The organism is Streptomyces sp. MMCC 100 (assembly GCF_041538145.2).
Classification (GTDB): Bacteria; Actinomycetota; Actinomycetes; order Streptomycetales; family Streptomycetaceae; genus Streptomyces.
The window spans coordinates 6048254-6065110 of record NZ_JBGORK020000001.1; the positions used below are offsets into that span (position 1 = coordinate 6048254).

Annotated in this window: 15 protein-coding genes; 5 read left to right on the forward strand and 10 right to left on the reverse strand. The window is 72.3% G+C overall.

What is annotated here, in order from left to right; all coding sequences use genetic code 11:
* Positions 1-339: 339 nt before the first annotated feature.
* Together ABS735_RS27935 and ABS735_RS27940 are read left to right on the forward strand one after the other, a co-directional pair.
* Complete coding sequence (locus ABS735_RS27935; RefSeq protein ID WP_373903488.1) at positions 340-1572, forward strand: trypsin-like serine peptidase; 1233 nt, start codon at positions 340-342, stop codon at positions 1570-1572.
* Between the two features lie 129 nt (positions 1573-1701).
* Positions 1702-2919: a trypsin-like serine peptidase gene (locus ABS735_RS27940; RefSeq protein ID WP_373903487.1), complete on the forward strand. Its 1218-nt coding sequence runs from the start codon at positions 1702-1704 to the stop codon at positions 2917-2919.
* An 82-nt stretch (positions 2920-3001) separates the two neighbouring features.
* Here the strand turns inward: ABS735_RS27940 and hflX are convergent, their stop codons facing one another.
* The 6 genes from hflX to miaA all read right to left on the reverse strand — a co-directional run bounded on the left by hflX (position 3002) and on the right by miaA (position 11202).
* Entirely contained in the window at positions 3002-4495 is a 1494-nt protein-coding gene (hflX, locus tag ABS735_RS27945) for a GTPase HflX (RefSeq protein ID WP_373903486.1), read from the reverse strand.
* 147 nt (positions 4496-4642) lie between these two features.
* Positions 4643-6169 (reverse strand): M1 family metallopeptidase, encoded by a 1527-nt coding sequence (locus tag ABS735_RS27950; RefSeq protein ID WP_373903485.1) that lies wholly within the window; start codon positions 6167-6169, stop codon positions 4643-4645.
* A gap of 85 nt (positions 6170-6254) precedes the next feature.
* Positions 6255-8432, reverse strand: coding sequence for a RelA/SpoT family protein (locus ABS735_RS27955; RefSeq protein WP_373903484.1), 2178 nt, complete (start codon positions 8430-8432; stop codon positions 6255-6257).
* 246 nt (positions 8433-8678) lie between these two features.
* Positions 8679-9572, reverse strand: coding sequence for a diaminopimelate epimerase (gene dapF / locus ABS735_RS27960; RefSeq protein WP_373903483.1), 894 nt, complete (start codon positions 9570-9572; stop codon positions 8679-8681).
* An 83-nt stretch (positions 9573-9655) separates the two neighbouring features.
* On the reverse strand, positions 9656-10156 hold the full coding sequence (locus ABS735_RS27965) for a hypothetical protein (protein ID WP_373903950.1): 501 nt from the start codon (positions 10154-10156) through the stop codon (positions 9656-9658).
* A gap of 107 nt (positions 10157-10263) precedes the next feature.
* Positions 10264-11202, reverse strand: coding sequence for a tRNA (adenosine(37)-N6)-dimethylallyltransferase MiaA (gene miaA, locus ABS735_RS27970; RefSeq protein ID WP_373903482.1), 939 nt, complete (start codon positions 11200-11202; stop codon positions 10264-10266).
* Between the two features lie 182 nt (positions 11203-11384).
* Here miaA and ABS735_RS27975 point away from each other — a divergent pair, with 182 nt between their 5' ends.
* The gene (locus tag ABS735_RS27975; protein WP_373903481.1) at positions 11385-11651 is read left to right on the forward strand and encodes a hypothetical protein; all 267 of its coding nucleotides are present in this window, start codon (positions 11385-11387) and stop codon (positions 11649-11651) included.
* Between the two features lie 24 nt (positions 11652-11675).
* Positions 11676-11963 (forward strand): antitoxin, encoded by a 288-nt coding sequence (locus ABS735_RS27980; RefSeq protein ID WP_373903480.1) that lies wholly within the window; start codon positions 11676-11678, stop codon positions 11961-11963.
* A gap of 123 nt (positions 11964-12086) precedes the next feature.
* Here the strand turns inward: ABS735_RS27980 and ABS735_RS27985 are convergent, their stop codons facing one another.
* From ABS735_RS27985 to ABS735_RS28000, 4 genes are all read right to left on the reverse strand, one after another.
* On the reverse strand, positions 12087-12800 hold the full coding sequence (locus ABS735_RS27985; protein ID WP_373903479.1) for a class III extradiol dioxygenase subunit B-like domain-containing protein: 714 nt from the start codon (positions 12798-12800) through the stop codon (positions 12087-12089).
* Between the two features lie 49 nt (positions 12801-12849).
* Entirely contained in the window at positions 12850-14367 is a 1518-nt protein-coding gene (gene miaB, locus ABS735_RS27990) for a tRNA (N6-isopentenyl adenosine(37)-C2)-methylthiotransferase MiaB (protein ID WP_373903478.1), read from the reverse strand.
* Between the two features lie 147 nt (positions 14368-14514).
* Positions 14515-15174 (reverse strand): response regulator, encoded by a 660-nt coding sequence (locus ABS735_RS27995; protein WP_373903477.1) that lies wholly within the window; start codon positions 15172-15174, stop codon positions 14515-14517.
* Positions 15174-16256, reverse strand: coding sequence for a HAMP domain-containing sensor histidine kinase (locus tag ABS735_RS28000; RefSeq protein WP_373903476.1), 1083 nt, complete (start codon positions 16254-16256; stop codon positions 15174-15176). Before ABS735_RS28000 ends, ABS735_RS27995 begins: the two co-directional genes overlap by 1 nt.
* A 114-nt stretch (positions 16257-16370) precedes the next feature.
* On the opposite strand from ABS735_RS28000, the gene ABS735_RS28005 reads away from it, so the two are divergent.
* Positions 16371-16856, forward strand: a complete 486-nt coding sequence (locus ABS735_RS28005) for a cation:proton antiporter regulatory subunit (RefSeq protein WP_373903475.1) — start codon at positions 16371-16373, stop codon at positions 16854-16856.
* The last annotated feature ends 1 nt before the right edge of the window (position 16857 follow it).

A 16857-nucleotide genomic window follows, 5' to 3' on the forward strand; every position in this document is an offset into this window, starting at 1 on the left:
GTCCGGACGCGGCGGCGTGCCGGGCGCTCCCGGCCTGGGGGGGGCCGCGTCCGGACAGCGGGCCCCCCACCGCTACCAACCGCGGACCGCTCACCGGGTTACGGCCTGCCTGAAGATCGTTGCCGGGTCGCGGAGTTCGCGGTCCGCTCCGGCAGCGCGGCCCGGCCTTCCGGTCCGGCGGGCGCGGCGCGCCAGGTCAGGCGGCTGTGTCCGAACCGTTGCCGTTCCGTCGGAACTCCCCCACAGCCAACCAATAGTGTGTGGTGCCGTTCCCGGTCGCCGTCGCTCGGCGGTCCGGCCGCGGCACCACGTTCGTTCACAGCAGGGGGAGTCAACACCATGCGATCCATACGGCCGTCGTTCACCACGCGCGGGCGCAGACTCGGGCGGCGCGGAACCTCCTCCGCGGCCGCCGCCGTGGCGCTCGTCTCGGCGCTCGCACTCACCGCCACGGCGTGCGAGGACGGCGACCCCGAGGCGGGCGGCGACGCCTCGGCCTCCGCGACCGCCGCCGCGGACGACGGCAACGGCGGCATCCGGATCCCGGACCACATCAAGGACAAGCTCAAGGAACACGGGATCGACGTCGACGACTGGAAGAACGGCGCCTGGAAGAACTGGAACAAGGACGACTGGCTGCGCGAGGCGCAGGACTTCGTCAACCCGATCATCGAGGGCCTGTGGGACCCGGACCGGATGCGGGACGCCGAGGAGCCGGACCAGGAGGTCGACGAGAACGACATCTCCGGTGATCAGGGCGTCACCGACCCGGAACCCGCCCCCGTCGAGGCGGAGGCCGTACCGGCCAAGTACCACGACAACGCCGCCACGGCCGGCAAGCTCCTCTTCGACTCCCCCAAGGGCTCGATGGTGTGCTCGGCGACGGTCGTGAAGGACCCGGCCCACCCCGGCAAGTCCAACATGGTCTGGACGGCCGGTCACTGCGTGCACGCCGGCAAGAGCGGCGGCTGGTACCGCAACATCGCCTTCGTGCCGTCGTACAACGACGCGGACATGTCGGTCGACGAGCTGCAGAACGCCACCAAGGAGGAGGTCGCTCCCTACGGCGTCTGGTGGGGCGACTGGGCACAGACCTCGGACCAGTGGATCGAGGAGGGCGGTGCCACCGGCGGTGACGGCGCCTCGTACGACTTCGCGGTGATCCATGTGACGCCGGAGAAGGGCAGCGGCGGCAAGTCGCTGGAGGAGACGGTCGGCTCCGCGCTGCCGGTGGACTTCGACGCACCCGCCGTGCCGGAGATCGAGAGCATGAAGGCGATCGGCTACCCGGCCGCGCCGCCGTACGACGGTCAGAAGCTGTACCAGTGCCAGGACAAGCCCGGGCGGCTGTCGATCAACGCCTCCGACCCGACGATGTACCGCATCGGCTGCACCATGACCGGCGGTTCGTCCGGCGGTGGCTGGGTCGCCGCGGGCTCGGACGGCAAGCCCGCGCTGGTCTCCAACACCTCGATCGGCCCGGTGACGGCCGGCTGGCTGGCCGGTCCGCGGCTCGGCAAGGAGGCCAAGGGCGTGTTCGACGCGGTGAGCGGCAAGTTCACCGGCCAGTGATCGGGCGCCGCCTGCGCTGAGCCGGCGGGGCGGTGGGGTGTGTCGGGCCGAGGCCGGCACCCCACCGCGCGTTCCATGACATTCATACGTTCACAGACGTTCATACGTTTCAACGGGGGTCGTCGCACCATGCGTTCCACACCTGTGTCCGCCGCGCCACGGCGCGGCCGGCGCACCGCACTCACCGCCGCCGGCCTGGTCGCCGCGCTGACGCTCACCGCGACCGCCTGCGGCGGGTCGGAGCAGGACGAGGCCGACGCCAAGCCCAGCGGTGGCACGTCCCAGGCGGCCGACACCGGCGACACCGGTGGCGGCGAGGGCGGTTTGCCGGCCGGTCTCGCGGACCGGCTCAAGGAGCACGGCATCGACGTCGACCAGTGGAAGGACGGCGGCTGGAAGAACTGGGAGAAGGACAAGTGGCTCAGTGAGGCCAAGGACTTCGTCAACCCGGTGATCGAGGGCCTGTGGAAGCCGGACCGGATGAAGTCCGCGAAGGAGGCCGACAAGACCGTCACCACCAAGGACGCGTCCGCCGACCAGGGTGCCACCGACCCGGAGCCGGCGCCCGTCGAGGCCTTGGCCGAGAAGAAGCCGTACCACGAGAACGCCGCTCCGGTGGGCAAGGTCTTCTTCGACTCCCCCGAGGGCTCGATGGTCTGCTCCGGCACGGTGATCAAGGACGTGAACCACCCGGGCAAGTCCAACCTGGTGTGGACGGCCGGCCACTGCGTGCACGCCGGCGGCAGCGGCGGCTGGTACCGCAACATCGCCTTCGTCCCGTCGTACAACGACCTCGGCAAGTCCGAGGCGGAGCTGGCGAACGCCACGGCCACGGAGATGGCCCCGTACGGCACCTGGTGGGCCGACTGGGCGTCGACCTCGGACCAGTGGATCAAGGGTGGCTCGGAGAGCGGCGGTGACGGAGCCGCGTACGACTACTCGGTGCTGCACGTGAAGCCGGAGCAGGGCAGCAAGTCGCTGGAGGAGACGGTCGGCGCCGCGCTGGAGGTGGACTTCTCCGCGCCGTCGGCGACGGAGGTCTCCAGCATGGGTGCCTGGGGCTACCCGGCCGCGCAGCCGTACAACGGCCTGGAGATGTTCAAGTGCGTCGACCGGCCCGGCCGGCTGTCGCTGAGCCCGTCGCTGCCGACGATGTACCGCATCGGCTGCACCATGACCGGCGGCTCGTCCGGCGGCGGCTGGTTCCGGGTGGTGGACGGCGAGACCAAGCTGGTCTCGAACACCTCGATCGGCCCGCTGGAGAACACCTGGCTGGCGGGTCCGCAGCTGGGCCGGGCGGCCGAGGCGATGTACCAGAACATGAGCAAGACGTACGGCGGTCAGTGAGCCGCACGTGACGAGGGTCCGTCTCCTGCCTCGGCAGGGGACGGACCCTCGGTCGTTGGGCTGCTGTACGGCCGTGCGTGCCTCAGGCGAGCGGCGCCGGAACGTACGGCGTGAGCTCCGCCGCCAGTTCCTCGTGCACCCGCACCTTGAGCAGGGTGCCCTCCGGGGTGTGCTCCTCGGAGATCACCTCGCCCTCGTCATGGGCGCGGGCCACCAGCTTGCCGTGGGTGTACGGCACGAGCGCCTCGATCTCGACCGAGGGACGCGGCAGCTCGTTGTCGATCAGCGCGAGCAGCTCGCCGATGTTCCGACCGGTGCGCGCGGAGACCGCGATGGACCGCTTCTCGACCCGCATCAGCCGCTGGAGGACCAGCGGGTCGGCCATGTCGGCCTTGTTGATCACGACGATCTCGGGTACGTCGGTGGCGCCGACGTCCCTGATCACCTCGCGCACGGCGGCCAGCTGCTCCTCCGGGACGGGGTGCGAACCGTCGACCACGTGCAGGATCAGGTCGGAGTCGCCGACCTCCTCCATCGTGGAGCGGAACGCCTCGACCAGGTGGTGCGGCAGGTGCCGGACGAAGCCGACGGTGTCCGCCAGGGTGTACAGGCGGCCGCTCGGCGTCTCCGCGCGGCGCACCGTCGGGTCGAGGGTGGCGAACAGTGCGTTCTCCACCAGCACGCCCGCGCCCGTGAGGCGGTTGAGCAGCGAGGACTTGCCGGCGTTGGTGTAGCCCGCGATGGCTACGGAGGGCACCTTGTGGCGCTTGCGCTCCTGACGCTTGATCTCGCGGCCGGTCTTCATCTCCGCGATCTCACGGCGCATCTTCGCCATCTTCTCGCGGATCCGGCGCCGGTCCGTCTCGATCTTGGTCTCACCCGGACCACGGGTGGCGAGGCCGCCGCCCTTGCCGCCGCCCATCTGGCGGGACAGCGACTGACCCCAGCCTCGCAGCCTCGGCAGCATGTACTGCATCTGCGCGAGCGCGACCTGCGCCTTGCCCTCTCGGGACTTGGCGTGCTGGGCGAAGATGTCCAGGATCAGGGCCGTGCGGTCGATGACCTTGACCTTGACGACGTCCTCGAGGTGGATCAGCTGACCCGGGCTCAGCTCACCGTCGCAGATGACGGTGTCCGCGCCCGTGTCGAGGACGACGTCCCGCAGCTCCTCGGCCTTGCCGGAGCCGATGTAGGTGGCCGCGTCGGGCTTGTCGCGGCGCTGGACGACGCCGTCGAGCACGAGCGCGCCCGCCGTCTCCGCGAGGGCGGCCAGTTCGGCCAGCGAGTTCTCCGCGTCCTGCACGGTGCCCGAGGTCCACACGCCGACGAGGACGACCCGCTCCAGGCGGAGCTGGCGGTACTCGACCTCGGTGACGTCCTCGAGCTCGGTGGACAGGCCCGCCACCCGGCGCAGGGCCGCGCGGTCGGAGCGGTCGAACTGCTCGCCGTCCCACTGCGAGTCGATCTCGTGGCTCCAGGCGACGTCCTCTTCCATCAGGGCATCGGCCCGGAGGCCCTCGGGATAGGTCTGCGCGAGACGCTTGGTGTCCTGGGAGGGGGAAGAAGAGGAGGTCATTGGATCCTTACGTAGCTGGGAATCGGTGGGCGCGGCACAGTCGCCGCGACATGCTGTACAACGTGCGAGCCGCCGGGGAGATTCCCGGGGGCCCGTACCGCGCCGTCCGGAAGATGGTCGCACGGCACGGGCCGTCTCGTCACCGGCTTATTCCCCCTGTGCCTTCCGGGACGCCTTGGCGGGTGCCTTCTCGGCGGCGTTCTGCTTCCAGTCCGGGTGGCCGGGCATCGGCGGGGTCTTCTCTCCGTACAGCCAGGCCTGGAAGAAGTCGCCCAGGTCGCGGCCGGAGATCTCGGAGGCGAGCCGGACGAAGTCGGCGGTCGTCGCCGTGCCGTCCTGGTTGCCGGCGACCCACGCGCGCTCGAGGCGCTCGAAGGCGGGGCGGCCGATCTCCTGGCGCAGGGCGTAGAGCACGAGCGCGGCGCCGTCATAGACGTTGGAGCGGAAGATCCCGGTCTTGCTGCCGTTCTTCGGCGGCTTGGGGGCGGCGGGCGGTCCGCCCGCCGTGCGCCAGCGGTCGGAGGCCCCGTAGGCGGCCTCCATGCGCGCCGCCATGGGCTTGTCCGCGGTCTCCTCCGCGTACAGCGCCTCGTACCAGGTGGCGTGTCCCTCGTTGAGCCACAGGTCGGACCAGGTGCCCGGGCTGACGCTGTTGCCGAACCACTGGTGGGACAGCTCGTGCACCATGATCGACTCGACGTACCACTTGGGGTAGCCGGGCTCGGTGAACAGCTCCCGCTCGAAGAGGGAGAGCGTCTGGGTCTCGAGCTCGAAGCCGGTGGTGGCGTCGGCCATGAGCAGGCCGTACGTCTCGAAGGGGTAGCGCCCGACCTTCTGCTCCATCCACGCGATCTGATCGGGGGTCTTCGCCAGCCACGGTTCGAGCGCCGCGCGGTGCTCGGTCGGCACGACGTCCCGGACGGGCAGCCCGTGCGGGCCGGCGCGGTGCAGCACCGTGGAGCGGCCGATGGACACCTGGGCCAGCTCGGTGGCCATGGGGTGCGCGCTCCGGTAGGTCCAGGTGGTCGAGCCGCCGGCCCGGTCCACGTCCGTCGGCAGGCCGTTCGCGACGGCCGTGAGCCCGTCGGGGGCGGTGATGCGGAAGGTGAACCGCGCCTTGTCGGAAGGGTGGTCGTTGCACGGGAACACCAGGTGGGCGACGTCGGCCTGGTTGGCCATGGCGAGGCCGTCCGCGGTGCGCACCCAGCCGCCCTGGCGGTCCTCGGGGTACACGGGGTCGCTGCTGTGCCGCACGGTGATCCGCGTCCGCTCGCCCTCGTCGAGCTCGTCCTCGGGCGTGACGACGAGGTCCTCACCGGCGGTGGTGAAGCCTGCGGGCTCGCCGTCGACCTCGACGGAGTCGACCTTTCCGTGGGCGAAGTCGAGGTTGATCCGGTACAGGTCGGCGGTCGTCCGGGCGTCGATGGTGGTGACGGCCTTCAGCGGCTTGCTGTTGTCGCCGGAGTAGGTGAAGGAGAGGTCGTACGCCGTCACGTCGTAGCCGGGGTTGCCCAGCTGCGGGAAGAGGCGGTCGCCGACGCCCAGCGGGGTCGGCGGGGCACTCGCGGCGACCAGACAGACGGAGACGGCGGAGGCGAGCAGCGCCGCGGCCCTGAGCCGGCGCCGGGAGCGTGCGCGGGGTCGCGGAGTCGGGGGGTGAGGGGTGTGCAGCATCCCTCACGGCTATCAGCGCGCGCGTGCCGTGCGGCGACGGCGCGCGCCCGGGGCACCCGAACGGGTCCCGCGCGGCGTCCCCGGATCAGGAGCCGGTCGGCTGCGGCTGGGCCCGGCTGACGTCGTAGACGCCGGCCACGTCACGCATGGCGCGCATGAGGGCGGGCAGCCGGGCCGCGTCCGGGAGCACGACGGTGTAGCTGTGCCTGACCCGCTGGCGGTCCGGGGGTTCGACGGTCGCGGAGACGATTTCGGCGCCTTCGAGGGCCATGGCCTCGGTGAGGTCGGCCAGGAGGTGCGGGCGGCCGAACGATTCGGCGAGCAGGGTCACCCGGCATCCGGTGCTCTCGCCCCAGCGCACCCCTACCTCCGCGCGGCCGGCGCTTTTCATGCGCGTCACGACGGCGCACTCCGCGCGGTGCACGGTCACCACTCCGCCGCGCACGGCGAAGCCGGTGATCTCGTCCGGCGGTACGGGGGTGCAGCAGCCCGCCAGCCGCACGGTCGCGCCCGGTGGGTCGACGAGGACGTCGGCGGCGGCGGGGCGTGCGGGTGGAGCGTCCGAGGCCGGACGCGGCGCGTCGGGGTGGGTGTGGGCCTCGGGTACGGCGGGGCCGTGGGCCGACTCCTCCGCCTCGGGCGCCGGCTCCGGGTGGGCCGCGAGCCGGCGCTGGATGGCGATCCGCGCGGCGGGGGTGTGGGCGTGCTCCAGCCACTCCCTGGAGGGCTCGGACGCGGGGTCCTGCCCCATCAGGAGCTGCACGGTGTCGCCGTCCCGCAGCACCGTGCTCATGGTCGCCAGGCGGCCGTTGACCCGGGCGCCGATGGTCGCGTGCGCGTCCTCGCCGTACTGGGCGTAGGCGGCGTCGACGCAGGTCGCGCCCTCGGGGAGGCCGAGGGTGCCGCCGTCGGGGCGGAAGACGGTGATCTCGCGGTCCTGGGCGAGGTCCTCGCGGAGGGTGGACCAGAAGGTGTCGGGGTCGGGGGCGCCGCGCTGCCAGTCGAGCAGCCGGGAGAGCCAGCCGGGGCGGGTCGGGTCGGCGCGCTCGCCGTCGCCCGCGCTCTGCTCCTCGGACGGGGGCGCGTACGGGTTGCCGAGCGCGACCACGCCGGCCTCGGCGACCTTGTGCATCTGGTGGGTGCGGATGAGGACCTCGACGACCTGGCCGTCCTCCGCGCGGGCCACCGCCGTGTGCAGCGACTGGTAGAGGTTGAACTTGGGGACGGCGATGAAGTCCTTGAACTCCGAGACGACGGGCGTCATACAGGTGTGCAGTTCACCGAGGACGGCGTAGCAGTCGGCGTCCTCCTGGACGAGCACCAGGAGGCGGCCGAAGTCCGCGCCGCGGAGCGTGCCGCGCTTGCGGGAGACGCGGTGCACGGAGACGAAGTGGCGCGGGCGGATGAGGAGTTCGGCCTGGATGCCGGCCTCGCGCAGCACTCCCCGCACCTCGTCGGCGACCGCGGCGAGCGGGTCGTCCGCGCGGGCGGCGTTCTCGTGGACCAGCTCCCGCGTGTGTGCGTACTCCTCGGGGTGCATGACCGCGAAGACGAGGTCCTCCAGCTCGGACTTGAGCGCCTGGACGCCGAGCCGTTCGGCGAGCGGGATGAGGACGTCGCGGGTGACCTTGGCGATGCGTTCCTGCTTCTCGCGGCGCATGACGCCGAGGGTGCGCATGTTGTGCAGCCGGTCGGCGAGTTTGATCGACATCACGCGGACGTCGTTGCCGGTGGCGAGGAGCATCTTGCGGAAGGTCTCGGGCTCGGCGGCGGTGCCGTAGTCGACCTTCTCCAGCTTGGTGACGCCGTCGACGAGGTAGCGGACCTCGGCGCCGAACTCTTCGCCGACCTGGTCGAGCGTCACCTCGGTGTCCTCGACGGTGTCGTGGAGGAGGGAGGCGGTCAGTGTGGTGGTCTCCGCGCCGAGTTCGGCGAGGATCAGGGTGACGGCGAGGGGGTGGGTGATGTACGGCTCACCGCTCTTGCGCATCTGGCCGCGGTGCGAGGACTCGGCCAGGACGTAGGCGCGGCGCAGCGGGTCGAGGTCGGCGTCGGGGTGGTGGGCGCGGTGGGCCTCGACGACGTGGCCGATGGCGTCGGGCAGGCCCCGGCTGCGGGTGGCGGAGCCGAGCAGGGCGGCGCGGCCGAGGCGGCGCAGGTCGATCCGGGGGCGGGCCTTCCGGCGGGGCGTCGGCGCGACGGCGCCGGTGGCCGCGGGCGGCACAGGGCCCGGGCTCGTTGGATTCACGGCCTCCGCATTCATGGGCACCTCCGGCTGCGCGGACCGGCGGACGGGGAATCCCAGGGCGGACACGGCTCAGGGGATGGTGTCGGTCCCCCGTCCGGGCCGGTGCTTGATGCTATCGAGCCCATCACGTGCGGCTGACCGCCTCTCGCCGAGCGTGAAACGGATCACCCATTCGAGCGATGGTCCGAGGGTTTACGTTTTCGCACTGAGTGTCATGGACCGGGCTGTGGTTCACCGCGGTCGTGGTCACCGGGTCGTGGTTCAGGCGAGTACCCCCTCCAGCCATGCGGAGTCGAACTCGCCCTCCGCGACGATCACCGCGGGGCCCGTCATCTCGATCTCGCCGTCGGGGCGCTCGGTGATCACCAGGGTGCCGCCGGGCACGTCGACGGTGTACGTGGCCGGGGTGCCGGTGACCGCCGGGTCGACGCCGTCCCGGCGGGCGGTGGCGACGGCGACGGCACAGGCGCCGGTGCCGCAGGAGCGGGTCTCACCGGAGCCGCGCTCGTGCACGCGCATCGCGACGTGGCGGGGGCCCCGGTCGACCACGAACTCGACGTTGACCCCGTCCCGATAGGCACTGGCGGGCTCGTAGGGCGGCGGGGCGTACAGGTCGCCGGCGTGGGCCAGGTCGGCGACGAAGGCGACGGCGTGCGGGTTGCCCATGTTCACGTTCCGCGCGGGCCAGCTGCGCTCGCCCACGCTCACCTCGACGTCGCCCTCGGGGAGCAGCGCGCGGCCCATGCCGACGGTGACGTCGCCCGCGGCGGAGCCGCTGCCGGACACGGCCTTGGCGATGTGCACGCGCTTGACTCCCCCGCGCGTCGCGATGGCGAGATCGCCCTCGGTGGCGTGCCCGGCGCGCTGGAGGTAGCGCGCGAAGACCCGCACGCCGTTGCCGCACATCTCCGCGACCGAGCCGTCGCCGTTGCGGTAGTCCATGAACCACTCCGCCTCGGCGGCCATGCCCCTGGCCTCGGGGTGCGCCGCGGAGCGCACCACGTGCAGCAGTCCGTCCCCGCCGAGGCCCGCGCGGCGGTCGCACAGAGCGGCGACGGCGGCGGGGGGCAGGTCGAGGGCGTTCTCCGGGTCGGGAACGATCACGAAGTCGTTCTCGGTGCCGTGACCCTTGAGGAAGGCGATCCGCGTGCTCATTCCTCGATCGTACGGGGTGGGAACGCGGTGACGACGAGGGGCGGAAGCGGCAAGGAGGGATCCCGGGGGAGGCGGAGCCTCCGTCAGCCCCGCAGGCGGGCGACCCGCCACACGGCCAGGACGACGACCGCGGCGACCGCCAGGGCGTACACGAGGATCGTCCGCCAGTCGGCACGGCGCTCCGAGCCCCGCTGGGGCAGGCCCGGCCACGTGTGGCCGACCCGGCGGGCGGCCATCATGCCCCAGCCGGCCGCGCAGGAGCAGATCAGCAGTCCGAGCATCGCGATCACGGCGCCGCTGTCGCCGAAGTCGAAGGCGAGCGGGAAGGCGAACATCAGGGAGCCGAGCGCGGCCAGGCACACGATGGGCGCGAGCTGCCAGATCCGCAGCCGCCGCTGGGGACGCAGCTCGACCTCGACCTCGTCCCCGTACATCTCGCCGGGCTCGGGACCGTCCGCCGCGACGCCTTCCGGCGTCTCGTCGGGTCCGTCGGGGCTCAGGGCGCCGCCGTCCGGCTCCGGCCCGCCGCGGTCGGCGGTGCCGTGCTCGGTGCTCGGTGCGGTGTCGCGAGGGCCGGCCTCCATCGCCACGCGCCCTCCCAACTAGGACTCACTCGGTCGATCGAAGCTCGATGATGGCACGCCGCCGAAGGCCCGGATGACGGCCGGGGCGTCCCGATGCCATCACGTGATCAGGCTGTAACCGGTCGTTCGACCAACGACAGGGCGAGCCGCGGAAGTTCCGTGCGATCCGCCACACCCCCACTCAGCCAGTGCACCCGCGGGTCGCGTCTGAACCACGAATCCTGACGGCGCGCGAAGCGCTTGGTGGCACGGACGGTCTCGGCGCGCGCCTCGTCCAGCGTGCACTCGCCGGCGAGCGCCGCGAGGACCTGCTGGTAGCCGAGCGCGCGCGACGCCGTACGCCCCTCGCGCAACCCCTGCGCCTCCAGCGCCCGTACCTCGTCGACCAGACCGGCCTCCCACATCCGGTCGACGCGCAGGGCGATGCGCTCGTCCAGTTCGGGGCGCGCCACGTCGACGCCGATCTGCACGGTGTCGTAGACGGAGTCGTGGCCGGGGAGGTTGGCGGTGAAGGGCTTGCCGGTGATCTCGATCACCTCGAGGGCGCGCACGATCCGGCGGCCGTTGCTGGGCAGGATGGCCCGCCCCGCCTCCGGGTCGGCGGCGGCCAGGCGGGCGTGCAGCGCACCCGAGCCGTGCCGTTCGAGCTCCTCCTCGAGACGGCCCCTGACCTCGGGGTCGGTGCCGGGGAACTCCAGGTTGTCGACGGCCCCTCGGACGTAGAGACCGGAGCCGCCGACGAGGACCGGCCAGCGCCCCCGGGCGAGCAGCGCGTCGATCCGCTCCCGCGCGAGGCGCTGGTACTCGGCGACGGACGCCGTGACCGTCACGTCCCAGATGTCCAGCAGATGGTGCGGGACGCCACCGCGTTCCTCGGGCGTCAGCTTGGCGGTGCCGATGTCCATCCCACGGTAGAGCTGCATGGAGTCGGCGTTGACGACCTCGCCGCCGAGCCGCTCGGCCAGGAAAACGCCCAGATCGGACTTTCCGGCCGCGGTGGGTCCGACTACGGCGATGACGCGGGGGGCGGGGGGTGCGCTGCTCACCGCACCAGTCTCCCAAACCTCTCACCCGGCTCTCGAACGAGTTACGTGACGGTCCACGGTCGGAGTCGTTGCCCGTTGCGAGGTTCCCGCTCCCCGGACCACCGGGTCATGGCCCCGGCCACGCAAACGGACGCACCGGATGCCGCGGGATTTCGCCCGCACGAGTAACGTATGGAGTTGATATGGGCGTTTTTGCACGGCTTTTTCGGAGGTCGAAGGACACCGAGGAGGCGTCGGTCGCCGAGACGCGGACCGACACCGCGGACACAGAGGGCGCGGCGGACGTGAGCACGGCCGAGGCCGCGGAGAGGGCCGACGCCGATCCCCGGAACACGGCGCAGGCCGACGAAGCCGCCGAGGGCGGCGACCCGGAGAGCGTCGGCATCCCCAAGCAGCAGTCGGCCGGGGAGGCCGTCGACAACGAGGCCGACAAGGGCGCCCGCACCTGACTGCCCCGTGAGGGAAGGCGAACCATGGGTCTCCTGGACAACTTGAAGGCCAGACTCGAACCGGCGAAGGGCAAGGTCTCCGACCTCGCGCAGCAGCACGGCGACAAGATCGACCGCGGTCTCGACAAGATGGCGCGGACCGTCGACGAACGGACCAAGGGCAAGTACAGCGACCGCATCCAGACGGGCACGGGCAAGGCCAAGGACGCCATGGAACGCCTCGCCCACAAGGACGACGAGGGCAGGGAAGGAGGCGGCGCGCCCGGAACGCCTGGCGGACCGCCTCCGGCCGGACCGCCTCCGGCTTCCTGACCCCGGCACGTCGTCGGACGGTCACGGAACCGGATCTTCGGACCGCGGCTCCGGGCCGTCCGCGGGCGCGTGAGCGTGCCCGGCCGCCACGACCGTGCACGGCCGTCACGACCACGCCTGGAGCTACGACCAGGTGGCCGCGACGTACCCCACCCCGTAGGGCGCGTCCTCGTACAGCAGCGCGCCGGCGAGGTCCGCGCCCTCGGCCGCACCCGCGAGGACCTGCCAGGGTGCCCGGCCGGACACCTTGAGCTCGCGGGCCAGGGCGACGTCCACGGCTGCGAGGGCAACCGGATCCGCCGCGCCCAGGGCGCGTCCCACCTGCGTGTCGAAGGGCGCCGCCCGCTCGTCGAGGTACCCGGGCGCCTTGAGCGTGCGGCACGCGCTGGCATCGCCCAGCACCAGCAGCGCGACCCGCCCGGCCCGAGCGGCGATGTCCCGGCCTACGGCGGCACAGCGCTCGGCGGACAGCGCCTCTCCCACGCCGATGCCGCCGACAGGGGCGTCGGTCCACCCGGCCCGCCCGAGCAGCCAGGCACCCACGGCCAGACCGTAGGGCAGGTCGGCGCCGCCCCCGTCGCCGCTGTCGGCGCCCAGGTACACGTCCATGTCCACGCCGAAGCCGCGGAAGGAGCCCCGCGCACCCTGCGGGTAGACCTCGGGGCCGGCGGAGTCCGCGGGTCCCACGACCACGAGCCGGTCGGGCCGGGACGCGGCGAGCACGCCCAGCGCGTCCGTGCACGCTGCGCGTGCGGCGTCCAGCTCGGGTGCGGCACCCGCGGCGACCTCCGGTACGAGGAGCGGCGGGCAGGGACAGACGGCGGCGGCGACAAGCATGATCGGCAGCGTATCCCCGGGTCGCCGCCCTCCGCGGCACCCCCTGCGGTCAGTCGCAGCCGCAGCCGCTCGCCACGGCCGGCTGGGGCTCGGGGACGCCGATCTTCGGCAGGCCCAGCAGCACACCCGCCGGCTTGGCCTGCTCGGCCGTGTTGCGCTTCTCCCAGGCGTCGCCCGCGCGCGTGCGGCGCACGCCGAGCACCGCGCCCTCGGCGAGGAGGTGGTGCGGCGCGGCGTAGGTGATCTCCACCGTCACCACGTCGCCGGGGCGGACTTCCTGCTCCGGCTTGGTGAAGTGCACCAGGCGGTTGTCGGGGGCGCGTCCGGAGAGGCGGTGGGTGGTGCCGTCCTTGCGGCCCTCGCCCTCGGCGACCATCAGCTCCAGGGTGCGGCCGACCTGCTTCTTGTTCTCCTCCCAGGAGATCTCCTCCTGGAGGGCGACGAGGCGCTCGTAGCGCTCCTGGACGACCGCCTTGGGGATCTGGCCGTCCATCTCGGCGGCCGGGGTACCGGGGCGCTTGGAGTACTGGAAGGTGAAGGCCTGGGCGAAGCGGGCCTCGCGCACCACGTGCAGGGTCTGCTGGAAGTCCTCCTCGGTCTCGCCGGGGAAGCCCACGATGATGTCGGTGGTGATCGCCGCGTGCGGGATGGCGGCCCGCACCTTCTCGATGATCCCCAGGTAGCGCTCCTGGCGGTAGGAGCGGCGCATCGCCTTGAGCACCGGGTCGGAGCCGGACTGGAGCGGCATGTGCAGCTGCGGCATCACGTTCGGCGTCTCGGCCATGGCGGCGATGACGTCGTCGGTGAAGTCGCGGGGGTGCGGGGAGGTGAAGCGGACGCGCTCCAGTCCTTCGATGTTCCCGCAGGCGCGCAGCAGCTTGCTGAACGCCTCGCGGTCGCCGATGTCGGAGCCGTAGGCGTTGACGTTCTGCCCGAGGAGGGTGATCTCGCTGACGCCCTCGGCGACCAGGGCCTCGACCTCGGCGAGGATGTCGCCGGGCCGGCGGTCCTTCTCCTTGCCGCGCAGCGCGGGCACGATGCAGAAGGTGCAGGTGTTGTTGCAGCCGACGGAGATGGAGACCCAGGCCGCGTAGGCGCTCTCGCGCCGGGTGGGCAGCGTGGACGGGAACGCCTCCAGGGACTCGGCGATCTCGACCTGCGCCTCCTCCTGCACGCGGGCGCGCTCCAGCAGCACCGGGAGCTTGCCGATGTTGTGGGTGCCGAAGACGACGTCCACCCAGGGGGCCCGCTTCACGATGGTGTCGCGGTCCTTCTGCGCCAGGCAGCCGCCGACCGCGATCTGCATGCCGGGCCGGCTCGCCTTCTTCGGGGCGAGGTGGCCGAGGTTGCCGTACAGCTTGTTGTCGGCGTTCTCCCGCACGGCGCAGGTGTTGAAGACGACGACGTCCGCGTCGCCGTCGGCGCCCTCGGGGGCGCGGACGTAACCCGCGTCCTCCAGCAGACCGGACAATCGCTCGGAGTCGTGGACGTTCATCTGGCACCCGTAGGTGCGTACTTCGTAGGTGCGCGTGCCGCCCACTGACTGGCTCCGGTCGATGCTGCTCATGGCCATAAGGGTAGGCGGTCGCGGTGGTGGTGAAGGCCGCCGCACGTATTGACAGTGCACCGTCACGCTCGGGGGTGATGCATGGGAGCGCTCCCATGCATGCCTTCTCCCGCACTGGAGGCGCTCAGGCTCGAAGACAACCGCGGCTCAGGGTTCGATGAGCCCCGCGCGGATCGCGTACCGGGTGAGTTCCAGGCGGTCGCGTACGCCCAGTTTCTGCAGGAGGTTCGCGCGGTGGCGTTCGACGGTCTTGGCGCTGATGAACAGCAGCTCGCCGATCTCCTTGGAGGTGTGGCCCTCGGCGACGAGCTTGAGGATCTCCTCCTCGCGCTCGGTGATGGGCCGCTCGGGCAGGCCGCCGCCGCCCTGCACACGGTCCAGGTAGGAGCGGACGAGGGCCCGTTCGGCGCCGGGATAGATGAACGGCTCGTCGCGCACGGCGCCCCGGCACGCCTCGACCAGGTCGCGGTCGGCGACGGACTTGAGGACGTATCCGCAGGCACCCGCCTTGAGGGCCTCGAAGAAGTACTGCTCGTTGTCGTACATGGTCAGGATCAGGATGCGCAGCTCGGGCAGGCGGCGGGAGAGTTCGCGGGCCGCCTGGAGGCCGGTCATGCGGGGCATGGCGACGTCCAGGACGGCCAGGTCGACCTCGGTGGCCCGCGCGGCCGCGACCGCCTCGGCACCGTCACCGGCCTCGGCGACCACCGTGAGATCGGGTTCGCCGTCCAGGATGAGGCGGACTCCGCGGCGTACGAGGGTGTGGTCGTCGGCGAGCAGGACGCGGATCGGGGGCCGTGCTGACATCAGGGGCTGTCTCCGGTTCGGTCTGCGGAACGGTCCCCCGGCGGCGCGGGGACGCGCAGGCGTACGTCGGTGCCCCCTCGGGGGGCGGGTGCGAAGTGGATCTCGGCTCCTATCAGCAGGGCCCGCTCCCGCATCCCGCGGATGCCGGCGCCCTCGGCGGCCGTACCGAGGCCGGTGCCGTTGTCGCGGACGAGCAGCTCGACACCCCCGCCCTCGGGCAGCGGCAGCGGGCGCAGTGTGAGCGCGGCGCGGTCGGCATCGGCGTGGCGGGCGGTGTTGGTCAGGCCCTCCTGGGCGACCCGGTAGAGCACGAGTTCGGCCTCCGGGGCGAGCGGGGGCAGGTCGCCGGGGATGTGGTGCTGGACGGTCAGCCCGTGGTGCGTGAACTCGGCGGCGAGCGAGCGCAGGGCACTGGCCAGACCGAGTTCCTCCAGGACACCGGGGCGCAGTCGGCGGGCGATGCGGCGGATCTCGTCGAGGCCGGCCCGGGTGGCCTCCTGCGCCAGGGTGACCTCCTCGCGCAGGTCCCCGGGTACGCGGTCGGCGACGCGCTTGAGCTGGAGGAGGACGGCGGTCAGGGTCTGGCCCACCTCGTCGTGGAGCTCGCGGGCGATGCGGTGGCGTTCGCGTTCCTGGGCCTCCAGCGCCCGGCCGGCGCCGGCGGCGCGTTCGGCCTGGAGCCGGTCCAGCATCGTGTTGTACGTCGCGATCAGCTGCGCCGCCTCGGCCGGTCCGGAGACCTCGGGCCGGGTCCCGGGCACCAGCAGGTCGGCGGTGGACATGGCCCGGCCCAGCCGGTGCAGCGGGGTGAGTCCGATGCGCAGGACGACCGCGTTGCCGGCCAGCAGGGCGGCGAGGCCCGCCAGCAGGACGAGGGCCTCCCCGGCCAGCACGGGCGTCGACACGGTGACCGGTCCCAGCAGCAGTGCGGTGGCGACGACCAGGCCGGCGGCGTTGAGCGAGAAGATCCGCCAGAACAGCGACACGTTCCTCTTTCCGCTCCTCCCGGCCTTCTCGCACGACGCCCCCGCAGCCAGTGTCGCCGCCCGCGACCGGCTCCGTATATCCGTCACGACACCCATATCGCCACCGTACGTGCGGATGGCAGCATGGCGAGGTCGCGAGCACGGCACCCACGTGCGGAAAGCGCAGCTGGAGACGCGGCAGGCAACGCAGGACGAATGAGGGGAAAGCACGTGTCAGCTCCACGCCTGAGGGCGACGCCGCTCCCGGGTATCGGGGTCCAGTACGACCTGGTGACCCGCGAGCACCGCCACCTGTCCGTGGTGGCCCACCGCGACGGCGCCCGCACGGTGAACGTGTACCGGACCGACGACCCCGATTCCTGCGCCCACTCCCTGCGGCTGACGGGGCCCGAGGCGGGGGCGCTGATAGACGCGCTGAAGCCTTCCCACCACAGCGCGAGCCTGCTCTACACCACCGATCTGGGGCTGGTCGCCGAGCGGATCGAGGTGGCGGCCACCTCCCGGTGGAACGGACGGCTGCTGGGCGACACCCGGATGCGGACCGACACGGGTGCCTCGATCGTGGCGGTGCTGCGGCGGGCCGAGGCGATTCCCTCGCCGGCGCCGGACTTCCGGCTCGTGGGTGGTGACACCTTGATCGTCATCGGCACCCGTGAGGGCGTCGACGCCGCCGCGGCGATACTCGGGCAGGAGTGAG

What these genes read in the sequence shown, in the direction of transcription:
- dapF (WP_373903483.1), bottom strand. Translation starts at nt 9,572, where the DNA reads ATGAGCACGCGGATCGCCTTCCTCAAGGGTCACGGCACCGAGAACGAC.
- ABS735_RS27955 (WP_373903484.1), bottom strand. Translation starts at nt 8,432, where the DNA reads ATGAATGCGGAGGCCGTGAATCCAACGAGCCCGGGCCCTGTGCCGCCC.
- hflX (WP_373903486.1), bottom strand. Translation starts at nt 4,495, where the DNA reads ATGACCTCCTCTTCTTCCCCCTCCCAGGACACCAAGCGTCTCGCGCAG.
- ABS735_RS27985 (WP_373903479.1), bottom strand. Translation starts at nt 12,800, where the DNA reads ATGCTTGTCGCCGCCGCCGTCTGTCCCTGCCCGCCGCTCCTCGTACCG.
- ABS735_RS27980 (WP_373903480.1), top strand. Translation starts at nt 11,676, where the DNA reads ATGGGTCTCCTGGACAACTTGAAGGCCAGACTCGAACCGGCGAAGGGC.
- ABS735_RS27995 (WP_373903477.1), bottom strand. Translation starts at nt 15,174, where the DNA reads ATGTCAGCACGGCCCCCGATCCGCGTCCTGCTCGCCGACGACCACACC.
- miaB (WP_373903478.1), bottom strand. Translation starts at nt 14,367, where the DNA reads ATGAGCAGCATCGACCGGAGCCAGTCAGTGGGCGGCACGCGCACCTAC.
- ABS735_RS27950 (WP_373903485.1), bottom strand. Translation starts at nt 6,169, where the DNA reads ATGCTGCACACCCCTCACCCCCCGACTCCGCGACCCCGCGCACGCTCC.
- ABS735_RS28000 (WP_373903476.1), bottom strand. Translation starts at nt 16,256, where the DNA reads ATGGGTGTCGTGACGGATATACGGAGCCGGTCGCGGGCGGCGACACTG.
- ABS735_RS27935 (WP_373903488.1), top strand. Translation starts at nt 340, where the DNA reads ATGCGATCCATACGGCCGTCGTTCACCACGCGCGGGCGCAGACTCGGG.
- ABS735_RS27940 (WP_373903487.1), top strand. Translation starts at nt 1,702, where the DNA reads ATGCGTTCCACACCTGTGTCCGCCGCGCCACGGCGCGGCCGGCGCACC.
- ABS735_RS27975 (WP_373903481.1), top strand. Translation starts at nt 11,385, where the DNA reads ATGGGCGTTTTTGCACGGCTTTTTCGGAGGTCGAAGGACACCGAGGAG.
- ABS735_RS27965 (WP_373903950.1), bottom strand. Translation starts at nt 10,156, where the DNA reads ATGGAGGCCGGCCCTCGCGACACCGCACCGAGCACCGAGCACGGCACC.